Here is a 15,796-nt window from a genome sequence, read left to right on the forward strand (position 1 = left end):
CCTATTCCGCCGCCTCGATGCGCCGCGACCGTTCGGAAAAGTCCTCGTAGGTCCGCTGCCAATCGGTCGGGCCGTTGGAGGGCGACACCTGCACCGCCGTCACCTTGTATTCCGGGCAATTGGTCGCCCAGTCGGAATAGTCGGTGGTGATGACATTGGCCTGCGTGCCGGGATGGTGGAACGTGGTGTAGACCACGCCCGGCGCCACGCGGTCGGTGATCTCCGCGCGCAGGCTGGTCTCGCCGGATCGGCTGGCGAGCTTCACCCAGTCGCCGTCCTTGATGCCGCGCTGCTCGGCGTCATGCGGGTGGATCTCCAGACGGTCCTCGCCATGCCAGACGGTGTTGGCCGTGCGCCGGGTCTGCGCGCCGACATTGTACTGGCTGAGGATGCGCCCGGTGGTCAGCAGAAGCGGGAAACGCGGGCCGGTCTTCTCGTCGGTCGCCACGTAGTCGGTGCGGATGAAGCGGCCCTTGCCGCGCACGAAACCGTCCACATGCATGACCGGCGAACCATCCGGCGTCTTGTCGTTGCAGGGCCATTGCACCGACCCCTTCCGGTCGAGCAGGTCATAGGTCACATTGGCGAAGCTCGGCGTGGTGGCCGCGATTTCCGCCATGATTTCGGAGGGATGCGTGTAGGCCCAGCCGGCGCCCATGGCATTGGCCAGCATCTGGGTGATCTCCCAGTCTGCGTAACCGTTGCGCGGGGCCATCACCCTGCGCACGCGGTTGATGCGGCGCTCGGCATTGGTGAAGGTGCCGTCCTTTTCCAGGAAGGTCGAGCCCGGCAGGAAGACATGGGCGTAGTTCGCCGTCTCGTTCAGGAAGAGATCGTGGACGATGACGCAGTCCATGGCGGCAAGGCCGGCCGAGACATGCTTCGTGTCGGGATCGGACTGCAGGATGTCCTCGCCCTGGATGTAGATACCCTTGAACGTGCCTTCCACGGCGGCGTCCAGCATGTTGGGAATGCGCAGGCCCGGCTCGTCGGAAATGGTGACGTTCCAAAGCTCCTCGTAAAGCCGGCGCACATCGGCGTTCTTCACATGGCGATAGCCCGGCAGTTCGTGCGGGAAGGAGCCCATGTCGCAGGAGCCCTGCACGTTGTTCTGGCCCCGCAACGGGTTCACGCCGACGCCCGGCCGGCCGATATTGCCGGTCAGCATGGCGAGATTGGCGATGCCGATGACCGTGGTCGAACCCTGGCTGTGCTCGGTGACGCCGAGGCCGTAGTAGATCGCGCCGTTGCCGCCACGTGCGTAGAGCCTTGCGGCCGCGCGCATTTCTTCTGCCGGGACACCGGTCAGCGCTTCCACGGCTTCCGGGCCGTGGGCCGGATCGGCGACGAATTCGGCATAGTCCTGGAACTCGTTCCAGTCGCAGCGCTCGCGGATGAAGGCCTCGTCATAGAGGCCCTCGGTGACAATGACATGGGCGAGCGCGGTGACCACGGCGACATTCGTGCCGGGCTTCAGCGCGAGGTGATGGGCGGCGCGAATGTGCGGCGACTTCACCAGGTCGATGCGGCGCGGATCGATGACGATCAGCTTCGCGCCCTTGCGCAGGCGCTTCTTCAGCCGCGAGGCGAAGACCGGATGGCCGTCGGTCGGGTTGGCGCCCATGACGATGACGACATCGCTGTGCTCGACGCTGTCGAAATCCTGCGTGCCAGCGGACGTGCCGAAGGTCTGGCCGAGGCCGTAGCCGGTCGGCGAATGGCAGACGCGGGCGCAGGTGTCGGTGTTGTTGTTGCCGAAGACGGCGCGGGCCAGTTTCTGCACCAGGTAGGTTTCCTCGTTGGTGCAGCGCGACGACGTGATGACGCCGACGGACTCCTTGCCGTGCTTCTCCTGCAGAGCGCGCAGGCGCGATCCGGCGAAGGTCAGCGCCTCGCCCCAGGAGACCTCGCGCCAGGGCTCGTCGATGCTGTCGCGGATCATCGGGTTGAGAATGCGATCCTGATGGTTTGCATAACCCCAGGCGAAGCGGCCCTTGACGCAGGAATGGCCGCGATTGGCCTTGCCGTCCTTCCACGGCACCATGCGCACCAGTTCGTCACCGCGCATCTCCGCCTTGAAGGAGCAACCGACGCCGCAATAGGCGCAGGTCGTGACCACGGAATGTTCCGGCTGGCCGATCTCGATGACCGACTTCTCCTGAAGCGTGGCCGTCGGGCAGGCCTGGACGCAGGCGCCGCAGGACACGCATTCGGATTCGAGAAATGCTTCATGCATGCCGGCCGAAACACGGCTTTCGAACCCCCTGCCCTCGATGGTCAGCGCGAAGGTGCCCTGCACTTCCTCGCAGGCGCGCACGCAGCGCGAGCAGACGATGCACTTGGACGGATCGTAGGTGAAATAGGGATTGGATTCGTCCTTTGGCATCCAGCGCATGTTGATGCCGCCGGACGTGTCGCGCGCCTTGACGTGGTTCTCGCCTTCGTAGCCGTAGCGCACGTCGCGCAGGCCCACGGCGCCGGCCATGTCCTGCAATTCGCAATCGCCATTGGCCGCGCAGGTCAGGCAGTCGAGCGGGTGGTCGGAGATGTAGAGTTCCATCACGCCCTTGCGCAGGCGCTTCAGCCGGCCGGTCTGGGTATGGACGACCATGCCGTCGGCGACCGGAAGCGTGCAGGAGGACGGCGTGCCGTTGCGCCCTTCCACCTCGACGAGGCAGAGCCGGCAGGACCCGAAGGCGTCGACCATGTCGGTGGCGCACAGTTTCGGGATCTGGATGCCGGCCTCCATGGACGCGCGCATGACGGAGGTGCCCTCCGGCACGGTGACCTCGAAGCCGTCAATGGTCAGCGTGACCTGCTTTTCAGACTTCGATTCCGGCGTTCCGTAGTCGATTTCGTGGACCAGTCCCATGGTTCAGAACCTCCCGGATGTCGTTTTGCGGGGCGCGGTCATTCCGCGGCCTCCTTCATGCTTCGCGGCGAAAAGTCGTCCGGAAAATGCGTCATCGCGCTCATCACCGGATAGGGCGTGAAACCGCCCAGCGCGCAAAGCGAGCCGAATTTCATCGTGTTGCAGAGATCCTCGGCCAGTTCCTTCTGCGCCTCCGGTTCGACGCCCGCGGCCAGCTTGTCCAGCGTCTCGACGCCACGCACCGCGCCGATGCGGCAGGGCGTGCACTTGCCGCAGCTTTCGATGGCGCAGAACTCGAAGGCGAAGCGGGCCTGTTTCAGCATGTCGGCGGTGTCGTCGAAGACGACGATGCCGGCATGGCCTATCAGTCCGTCCTTCGCGGCGAAGGCCTCGTAGTCAAACGGCGTGTCGAACAGCGCGCGGGGGAAATAGGCGCCGAGCGGACCACCCACCTGCACCGCCTTGACCGGGCGTCCGGAAGCCGTGCCACCGGCCAGATCGTCGACGATCTCGCCCAGCGTCAGGCCGAAGGCGGTCTCGAACAGGCCGCCATGCTTCACGTTGCCGGCAATCTGCAGCGGAATTGTGCCGCGCGACCGGCCCATGCCGAAGTCGCGGTAGAATGCCGCGCCCTTGTCCATGATGACCGGCACGGACGCCAGCGAAATGACGTTGTTGACGACCGTCGGCTTGCCGAACAGGCCCTCGATGGCGGGAAGCGGCGGCTTGGCGCGCACCACGCCGCGCTTGCCTTCCAATGAATTGAGAAGAGAGGTTTCCTCGCCACAGACATAGGCGCCCGCGCCGATGCGGATTTCCATGTCGAAGGCCCGCCCCGAGCCAAGCACGTCCGGCCCCAGGATGCCGGCGGCGCGGGCCAGGCGCACCGCCTCGTTCATCACCTCGATGGCCTGGGGATATTCGGAGCGCAGATAGACGAAGCCCATGGTCGCGCCGGTGGCAATCCCGGCAATCGCCATGCCCTCGATCAGCACGAAGGGATCGCCTTCCATGATCATTCGGTCGGCGAAGGTGCCGCTGTCGCCCTCATCGGCATTGCAGACGATGAACTTGCGGTCGGCCGGCGCCTCCAGCACGGTCTTCCACTTGATACCGGTGGGAAAGCCCGCGCCGCCGCGCCCACGCAGGCCGGATTCGGTCACCTGCGCGACAATGGCCGCCGGGTCCATGTCCAGTGCATTCCTCAGCCCGGCCAGACCGCCATGGGCCTCGTAATCGGCCAGCGACAGCGGATCGATGAGGCCGCACCGTGCAAAGGTCAGCCGCGTCTGGCGCTTGAAGAAGGGAATTTCCTCGGTCAGCCCGTGGCCGAGCGGGTGATCGCCGCCTTCAAGAAAGCCCGAATCGAACAGCTCCGCCACGTCACCGGCGGCAACCGGCCCATAGGCGACCCGGCCGCGGGCCGTCTCCACCTCGACCAGCGGCTCCAGCCATACCATGCCGCGCGAACCGTTGCGCACGATCGCGACTTCCGCGCCTCGGGCTTTCGCCTCGCGTGCGACGGTTTCGGCGATCTCGTCGGCGCCCAGGGCCAGGGCGGCGGCATCGCGGGGTATGTAAACCGTCACGGTCATTGGCCTGCCTCCGCGAGCAATGCGTCCAACCTGGCGTCATCGAGGCGCCCGGCAACCCGTCCGTCGATCATGGCGGCAGGGCCGCAGGCGCACAGGCCAAGGCAATAGACGGCTTCCAACGTGACCGCGCCATCAGCCGTGGTCTCGCCGAAGGCGATCTTCAGCCGCGACGCGGCACGCTCGGCGATGGCATCGCCACCGGATGCCTGGCAGGCCTCGGCCCGGCAGATCTTCAGGACATGACGGCCGGCGGGCGCGTCACGGAAATCATGGTAGAAACTGGCCACGCCGTGGACTTCCGCCCGGCTCAGGTTCAATCCGTCGGCGACGGTGCGCAGCGCCTCGTCCGGCAGGTGGCCGAAAGCGTGCTGCACGTCATGCAGGATCGGCAGGAGCGGCCCGAGACGCCCGGCATGACCGGTGACGATCTTGCGCGTGCGTTCCACAATATCGCTGGCCGGACCGGGCTCTGGCATCGGATTCCTCCCTTTGGGGCGACGATTGTCGCGGGATCGTCCTGCCGGATCAATAACGGTGTTCCGTCAGGCGATTGGAAAATCCTATCAATGCCAAAGTGACATGGAATGTGGGCCTGTTTGCGACATAAGCGGCTTCGGATATGACGTCCGGCGCCCGGCCTGGCTGACGGCGGTCTCAGGCGGACTTCCTGCGCGAGCGGCTGCTGCCCTTGCCGGAGGATGATTTGCCCTTGTTGCCGGTCTTCTCGACGCTCTGCTTGAGCGCCGCCATCAGGTCGACGACGTTCTCGCGCGCGCTACCCTCGCCGCCGCCCTTCTCCAGTTCCACCCGTCCGGTCGTCTTGCTCTTCGTCTTGCGGTCTATGAGATCGCGCAGTGCCTCGGCGTAATTGTCGCGAAAGGCCGTGGCGTCAAAGGGAGCGGACTTGCGCTCGATCAGCGTCGTGGCGACCTCCAGCAGTTCGTCATCGGCCTTCACGTCCTCGACCTGTGCGAACATCGGTTCGGCATCGCGGATCTCCTCGGCATAGTGCAGGGTTTCCAGCAGCATGCCGTCGCCGCAGGGACGAACGGCGACGAGATATTCGCGGCCCCGCATGGTCAACTGGCCAAGTCCCGCCATCCCGGTCTCGCGCAGCGCGTCGCGGACCACCCGGTAGGCGTCCTCGGCCAGTTCATCGGCGGAAACCATGTAATAGGGCTTGTCGAAATAGATCGGCGGGATTTCGCACGCATCGACGAACTGCACGAGTTCGAGCGTCTTCTTCGTCTCCAGGCGGATCTCGCTGACATCCTCGGGATCGATCAGCAGGTATTTCCCGTCGCCGTATTCGTATCCCTTGACGATGTCCTCGTTCTTCACCGGACCGACGCCGGAGACGACCTTCCGGTAGCGCACGGGCTTGCCGCTCGGTTCGTGGATCTGGCGGAAAGAGATTTTCGACGCGGTCTTTCTTGCCGAAAACAGTTCAACCGGAATCGAGACCAGCGACAAACGCAACTGCCCTTTCCAGACCGGTCTTGACGCCATCAGCCTTGCTCCCTTGCAGGCCGCGCCGGAAGGCGGCGCGGTTCATGTCCATTCAATGCCGGTGCCGCGCCGGGGTTCCGCATGCCGGTCGCCCCTCGTGAAAAGCCGAATGAAACATTTCCCGCCCTGCGGTGTTGGTCGCCATGTCACAGAAAGAGGAGTTTGCGACATGAAGAATGCCCTGTTTGCAGCGCTCGGCGTGCTTGCGCTCGCCGGATGCACCGCGACGGAACGCGGCGCGGCGGTCGGCGGCGCGTCGGGAGCAGCAATCGGCGCCGCGGTCAACGACGATGCGGTTGAAGGGGCGGTCGTCGGCGGCGTGGTCGGCGCCGCGGCGGGCGCGCTGATCGGACGCGCCAGCGAGCCCGGCATGTGCATCTACGAGGACCGTTACGGGCGGCGTTATCGCGCCGAATGCTGAAAACGCCCCTGCGGCCGGGCGGGCCTGAACCATCCTGCCCGGCCGCAAGCAACCCTGTCCGGTCCTGGCCGGCTGACAAGGCGGTCATGAACAATTCACAGCCCCTCCTGCACATCATCGACAGCACCAGCGCCGCTGCTACCGGCGAGACAACGACGGTTCGCGAGGTGCTGGACGGATTCGGCCATACATCCCATGCGGCCCTGATCCTGCTTCCGGCGCTGGTGGTGGTCACACCGCTCAGCGGCATTCCGGGACTGTCCAGCGTGATGGGCATCGCCATCGGCCTGCTCTCGCTTCAGATGATCGTCGGGCGCCGGCGATTGTGGCTGCCGGAATGGATCCTGAGGCAGAAGGTAAGCAGCCGCAAACTGGTGAAAACCCTGCGGCAGCTCAGACGTCCGGCGCAGTTCGCGGACCGGCTCACGCGGCAGAGGCTGGCGTTCATGGTGCGGCCGCCGGCGCGCATCCTGCTTCAAGTCCTCTGCATGCTTTGCGGCTTCGCCATGCCGTTCCTCGAAATCGTGCCGTTTTCGTCATCCGTGCTGGGCGCTGCGGTGGCAGCCTTCGCCACGGCCATCCTCGCGCGTGACGGGGTGCTGGCCAGCCTCGGGCTGCTGCTGGCCGGCGGAGCGGTGGCGCTCGTGGCGGCAGCATTCAATTGACATCAAGGATACCGTCGCCGGAACCCGTCAGGCGGGCCGGACGTTTCATCGGGACAACAGAACGGAGACCGACATGCGTACACGCACATTCATGACCGTCATGCTCGCCCTTCCCGTCAATGCCGTCCTTTTCGGCAGCCTTGCCACGCTTGTCCTGTCGATCCCGGCCCTGCGCCCTTATCTGGAATATGCGCTGCCGGCGGTGATCGCGGCGGCACTCGTCCTCACGGTCCCCGTGGCCTGGCTTCTGGCGCCACGGCTGAGGTTGCGCAACGACTACTATCCGCACCTGTTCGCCAAGGACAATCGCCGCTGAAAAAGCCGGCAGACTTTCCGAAGGCACGTGGCCGCGCGCAATAACGGCAGCATGACGCGGCGGGATGGACCTGAACGCTTGCAATGAAGACCAGAACCAAAGCACCATTGCGACGATTGACAGTTCAACCAGCCGAAGGAGCCGGGATTGGAAAGGCACGGGCCGCGCACCATCCGCGTCATGAGCTACAATGTTCACCGCTGTGTGGGCACCGACCGGGTCCTTTCACCCGAACGCATCGCGAAGGTGATTTCCGCCTGCAAGCCCGATATCGTCTCGCTGCAGGAACTGGATGTGCGGCGGGCGCGCACGGGCGGCGTGGACCAGGCCGCCGAAATCGCCCGGATGCTGGGCATGGAGATGCATTTTCACCCGGCCTACCAGGTGCAGGACGAACATTTCGGCGATGCCATCCTCACCGCGCTGCCCAACCGGCTTGTCCGGCGCGGCGGCCTGCCCGCGCCCATTCGCCGGCGCGAACTGGAACGGCGCGGCGCGCTGTGGGTGGAAGTGGAAACGCCGGCCGCCAGCCTGCAGGTGGTCAACACCCATCTGGGCCTTCTGGCCATCGAGCGCTCGATCCAGGTCGACGCGCTGCTTGGACATGAATGGCTCGGCGATCCGCTCTGCCACAAGCCTGTGCTGCTGATGGGGGATTTCAACGCGGTGCCGCGCTCGCGTGCCTATCGCCGGCTTGCCCGCAATCTCAAGGATGCCAATGCCGGGCGAAAACACGGCGCCACCTTTCCCAGCCGATTTCCCTTCCTGCGTCTCGACCACATCTTCATGAGCGGAAACATGACCGTTCATTCCATCGCGCCCGTGCGCAATGCCGCAACGGCGGTCGCGTCCGATCACCTGCCGCTGGTCGCCGACATCGAGATCCATCCGGGCGTGGACCGGCGCAGTGCCATCGGCTGAGACAGGAGCGGCAACGAAACCTTTGCTGCCGTTCCGGAGTTTGGCTAGCGCAACCACCTCTTGAACAGGAGCAGCCGGACCGGATGCCGACAATGAGAACGGGAAATCGACCCGCGCCCATAGCGCGGGAAGGCAGGAACTGCCAGGTCATTCGCAACAGTGACCGGTCGGCCTTCCTGATCGACGCCAAGGCCTATTACGACGCCCTTGTCCGCATCCTGCCGCTTGCCCGGCAACGGATCGTGATCGTCGGCTGGGATCTCGATCCGAAGATCGACCTGACACCGGACGACGAAGAATCCCGCGAACTCGGACCCTTCCTGCGCGATCTTGTGGAACGCAATCCGGCCCTGGAGCTGAAAATCCTCATCTGGGCACTCGGACCCGTCTATGCCCGCAAGACCCTCGATGTGTTCCGGGACCATGAATGGGCGGATCACCCGCGCATTGCGCTGGCCTTCGACCGAAGGCACTCGCTGCGCGCCTCACAGCACCAGAAGATCATCTGCGTCGACGGGACGCTGGCCTTTGCGGGCGGCATGGACCTGACGTCGGAGCGATGGGACGACCGGCGCCACCTGGCCGAACAGGATCTGCGCCGCTCGCCGTCGGGGTCGGCCTACGGTCCGGTTCACGATGCGCAGGCATTGGTCTCCGGCCCCGCCGCCGGGGCGATATGCGACGTTGCGGCCGACCGGTGGCGGCGCGCGACAGGCGAAACGCTGCGGCCGCCGGATGGCACACAGGCCGAATGGCCAGATTTCATCGCGCCGGCCCTTCGCGATTGTCCCGTGGCCATTGCACGGACGGTTCCGCCGGGCTTCGGCCGCCGCCGGCGCCACGAGACGGCGAAGCTGACCGACGACGCCATCCTGGCCGCCCGGACCTCACTCTACATCGAGACCCAGTACCTGGCCTCGTTCAGGGTTGCGAGGCGTCTGGAGGCATCGCTGCGGCGCGATGAGGGCCCGGAAATCCTCATCGTCGTGACCCGCAGTTCGCGCGGCATGCTGGAGCGCATCGTCATGGAATACAACCGGAAGCGGTTGCTGCGGCGGCTGCGCCGGGCGGACGTTCACGGTCGGCTGCGTGTCATGTGCGCGAGCACGCAAGCCGCCGATGGCAGCCGCAGGGAAGTGCTGGTTCACGCCAAGATCATCATCGTCGACGACGTCTTCGCGCGGATCGGCTCGTCAAACCTCAACAACCGCTCAGAGGGGCTGGACACGGAATGCGACCTGGGCTTCGAGGCCGCGCAGGCCGGCCATCGCCAGGCAATCGCAACCCTTCGCAACGACTTGCTGGCCGAACATCTGGACACAACGGCCGAGGCGGTGGCGCGGGAGATCGCGGCAAGCGGCTCGCTGTTTGCCGTTGTCGACCGGTTCTCCGGCGGGCGGCGCGACCTTCACGAGCTCGACCGGCCATCGCCGGAGGGCAAGGTGACGCCGCTGCCGGGAACCGGCCTGTTCGATCCGCGCGGCCCTGCCCGGCCATGGCAGCGCTTCCTTTCATGGCTGGGCATCGAAGGGGCTTCAGCGCCTGAAAAAGGCAGTGAGGCCGAGCGCGGCCAGACCAAGGGGTAACGGCAAGAAGAAGTAGACGATGCGGAAGGCAATCACGGCTGCCAGTGACAGTATCCCGGGAAGCAGGAACAGCACCGAGGCTTCCAGGACGCCCAGTCCGCCGGGCACATGGCTGACGAGGGCTGCGGCCTGTGAGAGAGCGTAAACGGCCAGAACCTCGAAATAGGGCGTCGCCTTCAGACCGGTGATGAGCTGGTGAAGGCATGCGGCGACAGAGGCGAAATTCGCGCTGCCAAGCAGGATCTGCCACAGGGCGAGCCGCGGCTGCGGCAAGGTCAGATGCCATTTCCAGAGACGAATTGCGCTGCGAAATCGTGCCGTGGCCAGAAGGTAAAGCCAGGGCCAGGCGAGGCAAAGGCCGGCAATGGCAAGGATGACGGCCCTGTTCGGGCCGACCAGGCTTTCGGCCTGCCGCGGATAGAACAGGAGGCCGGTTCCGGCTATCGTCGAAATCCCGATGGCCACACCGATGCCGGAGAAGACGACCAGCCGCGCCACATCCGCAGCGCGCATGCCCCAGTGCGAATAGAAGTAATAGCGCAGGCCGCCGCTGCTGAATCCGGCAAAGCCCACATTGTGGCCGATGGAAAGGCTGGTGAAGGAGCCGAGCAAGGCGCGGGGCCAGGACAGCGGCCGGCCCACATAGCGGGCACCGAAATAGTCGAAACCGGACAGGCACAGGTATGAGGCGGCGGCAAAGCCGCCCGCCGCGGCCAGGTTTGCCGCCGGCATCTGTGCCAGCGCATCGAGGATGGTGTCGATACCGTGGCGGCGGACGGTGCGCACGATGAAATAGACGGCGAGGGCCGCAGCCGCGAGCACGAAACCGTTGATGATCCAGCGGCGCCAGTTCACGCCCGCTGTCCTTCGGCGGCCAGCCTCGCCATCGGCGCGCGGATGGGTCTGCCCGGGGTCGTGCAAGGGGGCGTTCATGCGTCCACCGACCGCATCAGTTCGTCCACATCACGGTGGTTCGAAAGGAACAGGGCGAAAGACCGCAAGGCCGGCACCCGCGCGAACACGATCATGATCACCAGCGTCATCGGAACGGCGACAAGCGTTCCTGCAATGCCCCAGACCCAGCTCCAGAGCATCAGCGCGACAAGGATGACCAGAGGCGAAAGGGACAGTTCACGGCCCTGCAGTTTCGGATCGGCGTAATTGCCCATGACCTGCTCGATCAGCAGCAGCCCGAACCCGTAGAGGCCGGCCGGGAAGGGATCGAGTTGGAGAAAGGCGAAGGCCGCGGCAAGAACACCGGCCACGAGCGAACCGACATTGGGAACGTAGCTCAGCAAGAAGGCGAGCAGCCCCCAGACAAACACGAAATCGAGATTCCAGGCCCAGCTCCACAAGGCGTAGAGAATCCCTGTTGCGAGGCCCATCAAGGTACGGACGGCGAAATACCAGCGAATGCGGGTGGCAATGGCGTCCATGGCGGAGCGGAAAGTTTCCCCGTCGCGCCGGCCGGTGATCGACTTCAGCTTGCCGGCCCAGACCGGGGTCTCGACCAGCATCAGCAGAACCAGGAAAAAGATGAGTGACAGGATGCCGGCCAGATTCGAGGTGGACCGCACAACGCCCGTCACCATGCCCATCAATCGCTCGAACAGCCGGCCGGATCCCATGCTTTGCGCCTCGTCGGCCATTTGCGGAAAGCCGACCCGTTCGGACGCCTGCTGCAACGTCTGCGCAATGACGTCCTCATAGGCTGGCAGGCCCGCCATGATCTGGCTTGCGGCAAGGAACACGCCGCCGAGAAAAAGCGAAAACAGCAGGATGACAAGGGCAAGGGCGGCAAGATGGCCGATCCAGCGCAAGCGCCCGGGCAGGCGGCGTCGAAGGAACGAATCCACGGGCCACACGGCAACGGTCACGAAAAAGGCAAGCGCCAGGGTCGAGGTGACCCAACTGGTCACATGCAGGACGGCAAAGACCAGGATCGCTGCGATCAAGGCCACCATGCGCACCAGCAGGCGCTCGCCATGCTTGATGTCAGGGGTCATGCCGGACAGCACCAGGCCAGGCTGATGCGGCCGGCCGCGCATCTTGCCGGCATGCGATCCTTACGCCGCGAAACCCGGGCATCGGCCGTGCTCATCCCCTGGTCACCACGCGGCGGGGGCTGTCGTGCGGCGTGACGTCGATCGTCACCTTGTCCGGATAGAAGGCACCGTGGCCCGCAATTGCCCGTGCCGCGCCATGCGGTTCGTCGTAGGCCCACATGACATCGGCAGCGGCCTCGCCCGCCGCACCGGTGCTCCAGTAGCGCGCCTCGCCTTTCCATGGACAATGCGTTCGCGTTCCGGACTCGTGCATCATCTCGAAATAGATGTCGTCGAACGGGATGTAGAAGACGGGATCGTGCCCTCTCTCCCTGAGCACGAGCGCCCTGTCGGTCGACGCGAGCATGGCGTCGACGAAGCGAACGTTCACGATGCCGTCGAAAGGTTCTGCCGTTATCCGGTCGTCCGTCTCCTCGACCATGTCCACACTCCCTGCTGATCAATCGAAATCGAAATGCCGGCCAAAAGGTTCCGGCGGTCAGCCTCAGGCATTGCCGCCATCCTTGCGCACGCCCTTGTTGAGATCGTCACGGGCACGCTTGTCCTTGTCGAGCTTTTCGAAACTTTCCATCACATCGTCGGCCTCCTGCTTCACCTCGGGCACGGCATGGCGCTGATTGTGGACCGATTCCTGGTCATTCCCCTGCAAGCGGTTGTTGCCCATGCGCTCTTCGGCGAAATCGCTTTCCCGCAGGTCTTCGGGGCGTTTGTCTTTTCCCTGGTTCATGTCGGTCTCCTTTCGCAGGGCGAACGGCGCAGGGCGCCAAACCGTTCCATGCCCGTGCACGATTCGAAGACGATGCCCTGCCGATCGCCAACGCCGCGAAAACGCCTGCTTCCGCCTTGTTCCTGCTGCCGGCGCTTGCTTGCCGAAGCGCCCGGGCACATGCCTGCCGGCGCGGTTTTGATCAGTCCGGCAGGAACAAAACCAGATACCGCCCGGTTCTCCTATTGCCGCCATCCAGCCGATTGCCGCCATCCAGCCGGGAGCCAGCCGTGTGAAGAACAGACTCGTGATCGTATCCAACCGCGTAGGCGACATCGACAGGTCGACCCAGACCGGCGGACTGGCCGTGGCCATTGCCGATACGCTCAGAAAACGCGGCGGCATCTGGTTCGGGACGAGCGAGCCGGGCAGCCGGGCGCGCAACTCGGTGGCCGGCAGTGGCAGCGTGCGGCAGATCACGGTGCCGTTGTCGGACCAGGAATACCAGTCCCACTATGCCGGTTTTTCCAACAGCGTCCTGTGGCCGCTCTTTCACTATAGGACGGACCTGATCGACTATCACGAACAGGAATTTTCCGGCTATCTCGATGTCAACAGGCGGCTTGCGGAAGAACTGGCGCCCTTGCTGAGGGACGGCGATCTGGTCTGGGTGCACGACTATCACCTTCTGCCCTTTGCGCGGTTCCTGCGCCAGGCCAGCGACCGGCCAACGCGGATCGGCTTCTTCCTGCACATTCCCTTCCCGCCGCCGGAGGTGCTGGCCGCCCTGCCCGGCCATCGCCGGCTGCTGGAATCGCTTCTCGACCATGACGTCGTCGGCTTCCAGACATCGCGGGACCTGGAGAATTTCTTCAGCAATATCGAAAGCCAGGGACTGGCCGACCGGATCTCGCGGACAGTCCTCCGCTCTGGCGATCGCCACATCCAATGCGACCGCTTTCCCATCGCGATCGACTTCGAGAACTTCCAGGCGATGGCCCGGCGCGCCGATGAGGATATCCGTATCGACGACATGCGACGGCAATTGCTGAAGCGCAAGCAGATCGTCGGCGTCGACCGGCTCGACTATTCCAAGGGCATTCCGGCGCGGTTCGAGGCATTCGAAAAGCTGCTCGATACCCACCCGGAACTGGAAAGCCGGGTTTCGCTGCTGCAGATCGCGCCGCCAACGCGCGAAGGCATTGGCGCCTATGATGCGATCCGCCGCCAGACCGAAGGGCTGGCCGGGGCGATCAACGGCCGGTTCGCCGATTTCAACTGGACGCCGATCAAGTACATCCACCGGTCAGTCGCGCGCGACCGTCTGGCGGCGATTTTCCGGCGAAGCGAAATCGGATTGGTGACACCGTTGCGCGACGGCATGAATCTCGTCGCCAAGGAGTATGTCGCGGCGCAGGATCCCGACGATCCCGGCGTGCTCGTGCTGTCGCGCTTCGCCGGGGCAGCCGAAGACATGCCGGAAGCGCTGATCGTCAACCCGCACGACACCGACGAGATGGCGCGCAGCCTCCATCGCGCGATACGGATGCCGCGCCCGGAACGGGTCGCCCGCCATCGCGCGCTCATGGACCGTGTCAGCGCAACGGACGCGGACGATTGGGCAGCCGGGTTCCTGGCCGTCCTGCAGGACGAAGGCACGTCGAGGGACGGCAGGGACGGCGAGGATGCGGCATCCGCAACGGGCGAGACGGACCAGACGGCGGGCGCAGGGACCACGCCTCCAGCGTCAAGGGCAGCGTTCCTGCCCTAGGCGTTCTGCCGGAAATCGCACGGGTCTGGAACCCGGCCCCCGGCCCGGGGGTTGACCGGACAGGCCGGACCGATGGCCAACCACCGGAACCGGATGAGAAGGACATGACCATGTTGCATGAAATCGGCATTTCACATGCCGGCCGCGCCGCGATGGCGCTTGCCGTCGCCTTTCCTCTTCTGGCGCTGGGCGGCTGTTCCGAAGCCGACAATGACGCGATCGCCGAGCGTCCGCCGGAAAAGATCACCGAAGGCGTTCGCGACGAGGACCACACCGCGACAATGCGGACCGTCCACCCGCAGGCAGCCACGGGCGGACGGATACCGGGCGAGGAAGGGCAACCGCAGCCGGATTGACGCAGCGTGCGGCGTGTCCACGGACCATGCGCGCGGTTTCCGGTCGGGAATGAAGACGAAAGCCAGAATGCAGAGGAGCAAGCCATGGCCCATGACCGTCCAAGAGGACAACGCCCCGGATTTGACCGTCCATGGGCAGAAGCACCGGAGCAGGATTACCCGGACCCCCGCTTCCGGGAAGATCGCCGACGCGGTGAGCCGAGGTCCACCGCCTGGTGGGGGGAGCACTACGCAGACCGGCCGATGCCCGGTTACGGAATTCCATACATCGGCGGTTGGTACGGACAACCGCGCGAGGGCGGCCATCCGCGTGGACACTGGGACCGGCGGGCGCCTCGCCATGGTGCCGAGGGCCGGGATTTCTGGGACCGGGCGAGCGACGAGGTCAGTTCCTGGTTCGGTGACGAGGAGGCCGAAAGGCGCCGCGAACGCGACAAGCACAGGGGCAAGGGACCGAAAGGTTACCGGCGCTCCGATGACCGGATCCTCGAGGATGTCAGCGACCGGATGACAGATGATGGCGCTTTGAATGCCAGTGACATCGAAGTCTCGGTGAAGGATGGCGAGGTTACGCTGTCCGGTCTGGTGTCCGACCGCTTCGAGAAGCGGCGGGCGGAGGATTGCGCCGATTCGGTCAGCGGCGTGAGGCATACGCAGAACAATCTGCGGATTCGGGAGACGCCGGGCGAAACCGGAAACCCGTGACGGAATGGAGCGGCTCATGCCCGCCAAATCCAAGGCACAGCAGATGGCAGCAGGTGCTGCACTCGCAGCCAAGCGCGGCGAGATGAAGAAAAGCGAGTTGAAAGGCGCTTCGAAGGACATGGCGGATTCCATGTCGCGAAAGGAGCTTGAGGAGATGGCTTCGGGGAAGCGCAAGGCAGAACCGGAGCGGAAAGGCGATTAGCCCGGAAATCTCTCCAGAAACCGCAGCGGATCTTCGTGGCCCCCTTCGTATATCCGCTGCGGTGGGACCGGTCTCCGGCGTGGCCGGTCCCTTTTCAAGCCACGT

The 15,796-nt window shown here is 65.0% G+C and carries 17 protein-coding genes; 9 read left to right on the plus strand and 8 right to left on the minus strand.

All coding sequences use genetic code 11. From position 1 onward, the window contains the following. Position 1 precedes the first annotated feature (1 nt). The 4 genes from fdhF to ku form a co-directional block, all read right to left on the minus strand. Positions 2-2,872 carry a formate dehydrogenase subunit alpha gene (gene fdhF, locus ACLB6G_RS08800; RefSeq protein WP_410355766.1) on the minus strand — a complete coding sequence of 957 codons (2,871 nt, stop codon included), beginning with the start codon at positions 2,870-2,872 and terminating at the stop codon, positions 2-4. A 38-nt stretch (positions 2,873-2,910) separates the two neighbouring features. Beyond that, positions 2,911-4,467, minus strand: coding sequence for a formate dehydrogenase beta subunit (locus ACLB6G_RS08805; protein WP_410355767.1), 1,557 nt, complete (start codon positions 4,465-4,467; stop codon positions 2,911-2,913). After that, positions 4,464-4,943, minus strand: a complete 480-nt coding sequence (locus ACLB6G_RS08810) for a formate dehydrogenase subunit gamma (protein WP_410355768.1) — start codon at positions 4,941-4,943, stop codon at positions 4,464-4,466. Before ACLB6G_RS08810 ends, ACLB6G_RS08805 begins: the two co-directional genes overlap by 4 nt. Before the next feature lie 178 nt (positions 4,944-5,121). Next, positions 5,122-5,976 carry a non-homologous end joining protein Ku gene (gene ku / locus ACLB6G_RS08815; protein ID WP_410355770.1) on the minus strand — a complete coding sequence of 285 codons (855 nt, stop codon included), beginning with the start codon at positions 5,974-5,976 and terminating at the stop codon, positions 5,122-5,124. A 169-nt stretch (positions 5,977-6,145) separates the two neighbouring features. Here ku and ACLB6G_RS08820 point away from each other — a divergent pair, with 169 nt between their 5' ends. The 5 genes from ACLB6G_RS08820 to ACLB6G_RS08840 all read left to right on the plus strand — a co-directional run bounded on the left by ACLB6G_RS08820 (position 6,146) and on the right by ACLB6G_RS08840 (position 9,885). Then, positions 6,146-6,397, plus strand: coding sequence for a YMGG-like glycine zipper-containing protein (locus ACLB6G_RS08820; protein ID WP_410355772.1), 252 nt, complete (start codon positions 6,146-6,148; stop codon positions 6,395-6,397). Positions 6,398-6,483: 86 nt separating this feature from the next. Continuing rightward, positions 6,484-7,062: an exopolysaccharide biosynthesis protein gene (locus ACLB6G_RS08825; RefSeq protein ID WP_410355773.1), complete on the plus strand. Its 579-nt coding sequence runs from the start codon at positions 6,484-6,486 to the stop codon at positions 7,060-7,062. Between the two features lie 73 nt (positions 7,063-7,135). Beyond that, positions 7,136-7,378, plus strand: a complete 243-nt coding sequence (locus ACLB6G_RS08830; RefSeq protein ID WP_410355774.1) for a hypothetical protein — start codon at positions 7,136-7,138, stop codon at positions 7,376-7,378. Between the two features lie 147 nt (positions 7,379-7,525). After that, on the plus strand, positions 7,526-8,299 hold the full coding sequence (locus ACLB6G_RS08835) for an endonuclease/exonuclease/phosphatase family protein (protein ID WP_410355775.1): 774 nt from the start codon (positions 7,526-7,528) through the stop codon (positions 8,297-8,299). 92 nt (positions 8,300-8,391) lie between these two features. Beyond that, a complete protein-coding gene (locus tag ACLB6G_RS08840) occupies positions 8,392-9,885 on the plus strand; it encodes a phospholipase D-like domain-containing protein (protein WP_410355776.1) in 1,494 nt (497 codons plus the stop codon). Here ACLB6G_RS08840 and ACLB6G_RS08845 read toward each other — a convergent pair. From ACLB6G_RS08845 to ACLB6G_RS08860, 4 genes are all read right to left on the minus strand, one after another. Then, on the minus strand, positions 9,835-10,818 hold the full coding sequence (locus tag ACLB6G_RS08845; protein WP_410355777.1) for a putative bifunctional lysylphosphatidylglycerol flippase/synthetase: 984 nt from the start codon (positions 10,816-10,818) through the stop codon (positions 9,835-9,837). The two genes, ACLB6G_RS08840 and ACLB6G_RS08845, sit on opposite strands and share 51 nt — an antisense overlap. Continuing rightward, positions 10,815-11,891, minus strand: coding sequence for an AI-2E family transporter (locus ACLB6G_RS08850; RefSeq protein WP_410355778.1), 1,077 nt, complete (start codon positions 11,889-11,891; stop codon positions 10,815-10,817). The genes ACLB6G_RS08845 and ACLB6G_RS08850 overlap by 4 nt, the downstream gene beginning before the upstream one ends. A 91-nt stretch (positions 11,892-11,982) precedes the next feature. Beyond that, positions 11,983-12,372, minus strand: coding sequence for a DUF427 domain-containing protein (locus ACLB6G_RS08855; protein ID WP_410355779.1), 390 nt, complete (start codon positions 12,370-12,372; stop codon positions 11,983-11,985). Between the two features lie 63 nt (positions 12,373-12,435). Next, positions 12,436-12,678 carry a hypothetical protein gene (locus ACLB6G_RS08860; RefSeq protein WP_410355780.1) on the minus strand — a complete coding sequence of 81 codons (243 nt, stop codon included), beginning with the start codon at positions 12,676-12,678 and terminating at the stop codon, positions 12,436-12,438. Positions 12,679-12,949: 271 nt separating this feature from the next. Here ACLB6G_RS08860 and ACLB6G_RS08865 point away from each other — a divergent pair, with 271 nt between their 5' ends. From ACLB6G_RS08865 to ACLB6G_RS08880, 4 genes are all read left to right on the plus strand, one after another. After that, complete coding sequence (locus ACLB6G_RS08865; protein ID WP_410355781.1) at positions 12,950-14,428, plus strand: alpha,alpha-trehalose-phosphate synthase (UDP-forming); 1,479 nt, start codon at positions 12,950-12,952, stop codon at positions 14,426-14,428. A 104-nt stretch (positions 14,429-14,532) separates the two neighbouring features. Beyond that, on the plus strand, positions 14,533-14,784 hold the full coding sequence (locus tag ACLB6G_RS08870; protein WP_410355782.1) for a hypothetical protein: 252 nt from the start codon (positions 14,533-14,535) through the stop codon (positions 14,782-14,784). Positions 14,785-15,027: 243 nt separating this feature from the next. Further along, positions 15,028-15,489 carry a BON domain-containing protein gene (locus ACLB6G_RS08875; protein WP_410355783.1) on the plus strand — a complete coding sequence of 154 codons (462 nt, stop codon included), beginning with the start codon at positions 15,028-15,030 and terminating at the stop codon, positions 15,487-15,489. A 16-nt stretch (positions 15,490-15,505) separates the two neighbouring features. Next, complete coding sequence (locus ACLB6G_RS08880; RefSeq protein ID WP_410355919.1) at positions 15,506-15,691, plus strand: DUF3008 family protein; 186 nt, start codon at positions 15,506-15,508, stop codon at positions 15,689-15,691. The last annotated feature ends 105 nt before the right edge of the window (positions 15,692-15,796 follow it).

The organism is Zhengella sedimenti (genome assembly GCF_046506625.1).
GTDB lineage: Bacteria > Pseudomonadota > Alphaproteobacteria > Rhizobiales > Rhizobiaceae > Zhengella > Zhengella sedimenti.

Bases quoted from the DNA above. Each gene is read 5' to 3' on its own strand.
- fdhF (WP_410355766.1), bottom strand. From the start codon at position 2,872: ATGGGACTGGTCCACGAAATCGACTACGGAACGCCGGAATCGAAGTCT.
- ACLB6G_RS08805 (WP_410355767.1), bottom strand. From the start codon at position 4,467: ATGACCGTGACGGTTTACATACCCCGCGATGCCGCCGCCCTGGCCCTG.
- ACLB6G_RS08810 (WP_410355768.1), bottom strand. From the start codon at position 4,943: ATGCCAGAGCCCGGTCCGGCCAGCGATATTGTGGAACGCACGCGCAAG.
- ku (WP_410355770.1), bottom strand. From the start codon at position 5,976: ATGGCGTCAAGACCGGTCTGGAAAGGGCAGTTGCGTTTGTCGCTGGTC.
- ACLB6G_RS08820 (WP_410355772.1), top strand. From the start codon at position 6,146: ATGAAGAATGCCCTGTTTGCAGCGCTCGGCGTGCTTGCGCTCGCCGGA.
- ACLB6G_RS08825 (WP_410355773.1), top strand. From the start codon at position 6,484: ATGAACAATTCACAGCCCCTCCTGCACATCATCGACAGCACCAGCGCC.
- ACLB6G_RS08830 (WP_410355774.1), top strand. From the start codon at position 7,136: ATGCGTACACGCACATTCATGACCGTCATGCTCGCCCTTCCCGTCAAT.
- ACLB6G_RS08840 (WP_410355776.1), top strand. From the start codon at position 8,392: ATGAGAACGGGAAATCGACCCGCGCCCATAGCGCGGGAAGGCAGGAAC.
- ACLB6G_RS08845 (WP_410355777.1), bottom strand. From the start codon at position 10,818: ATGAACGCCCCCTTGCACGACCCCGGGCAGACCCATCCGCGCGCCGAT.
- ACLB6G_RS08850 (WP_410355778.1), bottom strand. From the start codon at position 11,891: ATGACCCCTGACATCAAGCATGGCGAGCGCCTGCTGGTGCGCATGGTG.
- ACLB6G_RS08855 (WP_410355779.1), bottom strand. From the start codon at position 12,372: ATGGTCGAGGAGACGGACGACCGGATAACGGCAGAACCTTTCGACGGC.
- ACLB6G_RS08860 (WP_410355780.1), bottom strand. From the start codon at position 12,678: ATGAACCAGGGAAAAGACAAACGCCCCGAAGACCTGCGGGAAAGCGAT.
- ACLB6G_RS08870 (WP_410355782.1), top strand. From the start codon at position 14,533: ATGACCATGTTGCATGAAATCGGCATTTCACATGCCGGCCGCGCCGCG.
- ACLB6G_RS08875 (WP_410355783.1), top strand. From the start codon at position 15,028: ATGCCCGGTTACGGAATTCCATACATCGGCGGTTGGTACGGACAACCG.
- ACLB6G_RS08880 (WP_410355919.1), top strand. From the start codon at position 15,506: ATGCCCGCCAAATCCAAGGCACAGCAGATGGCAGCAGGTGCTGCACTC.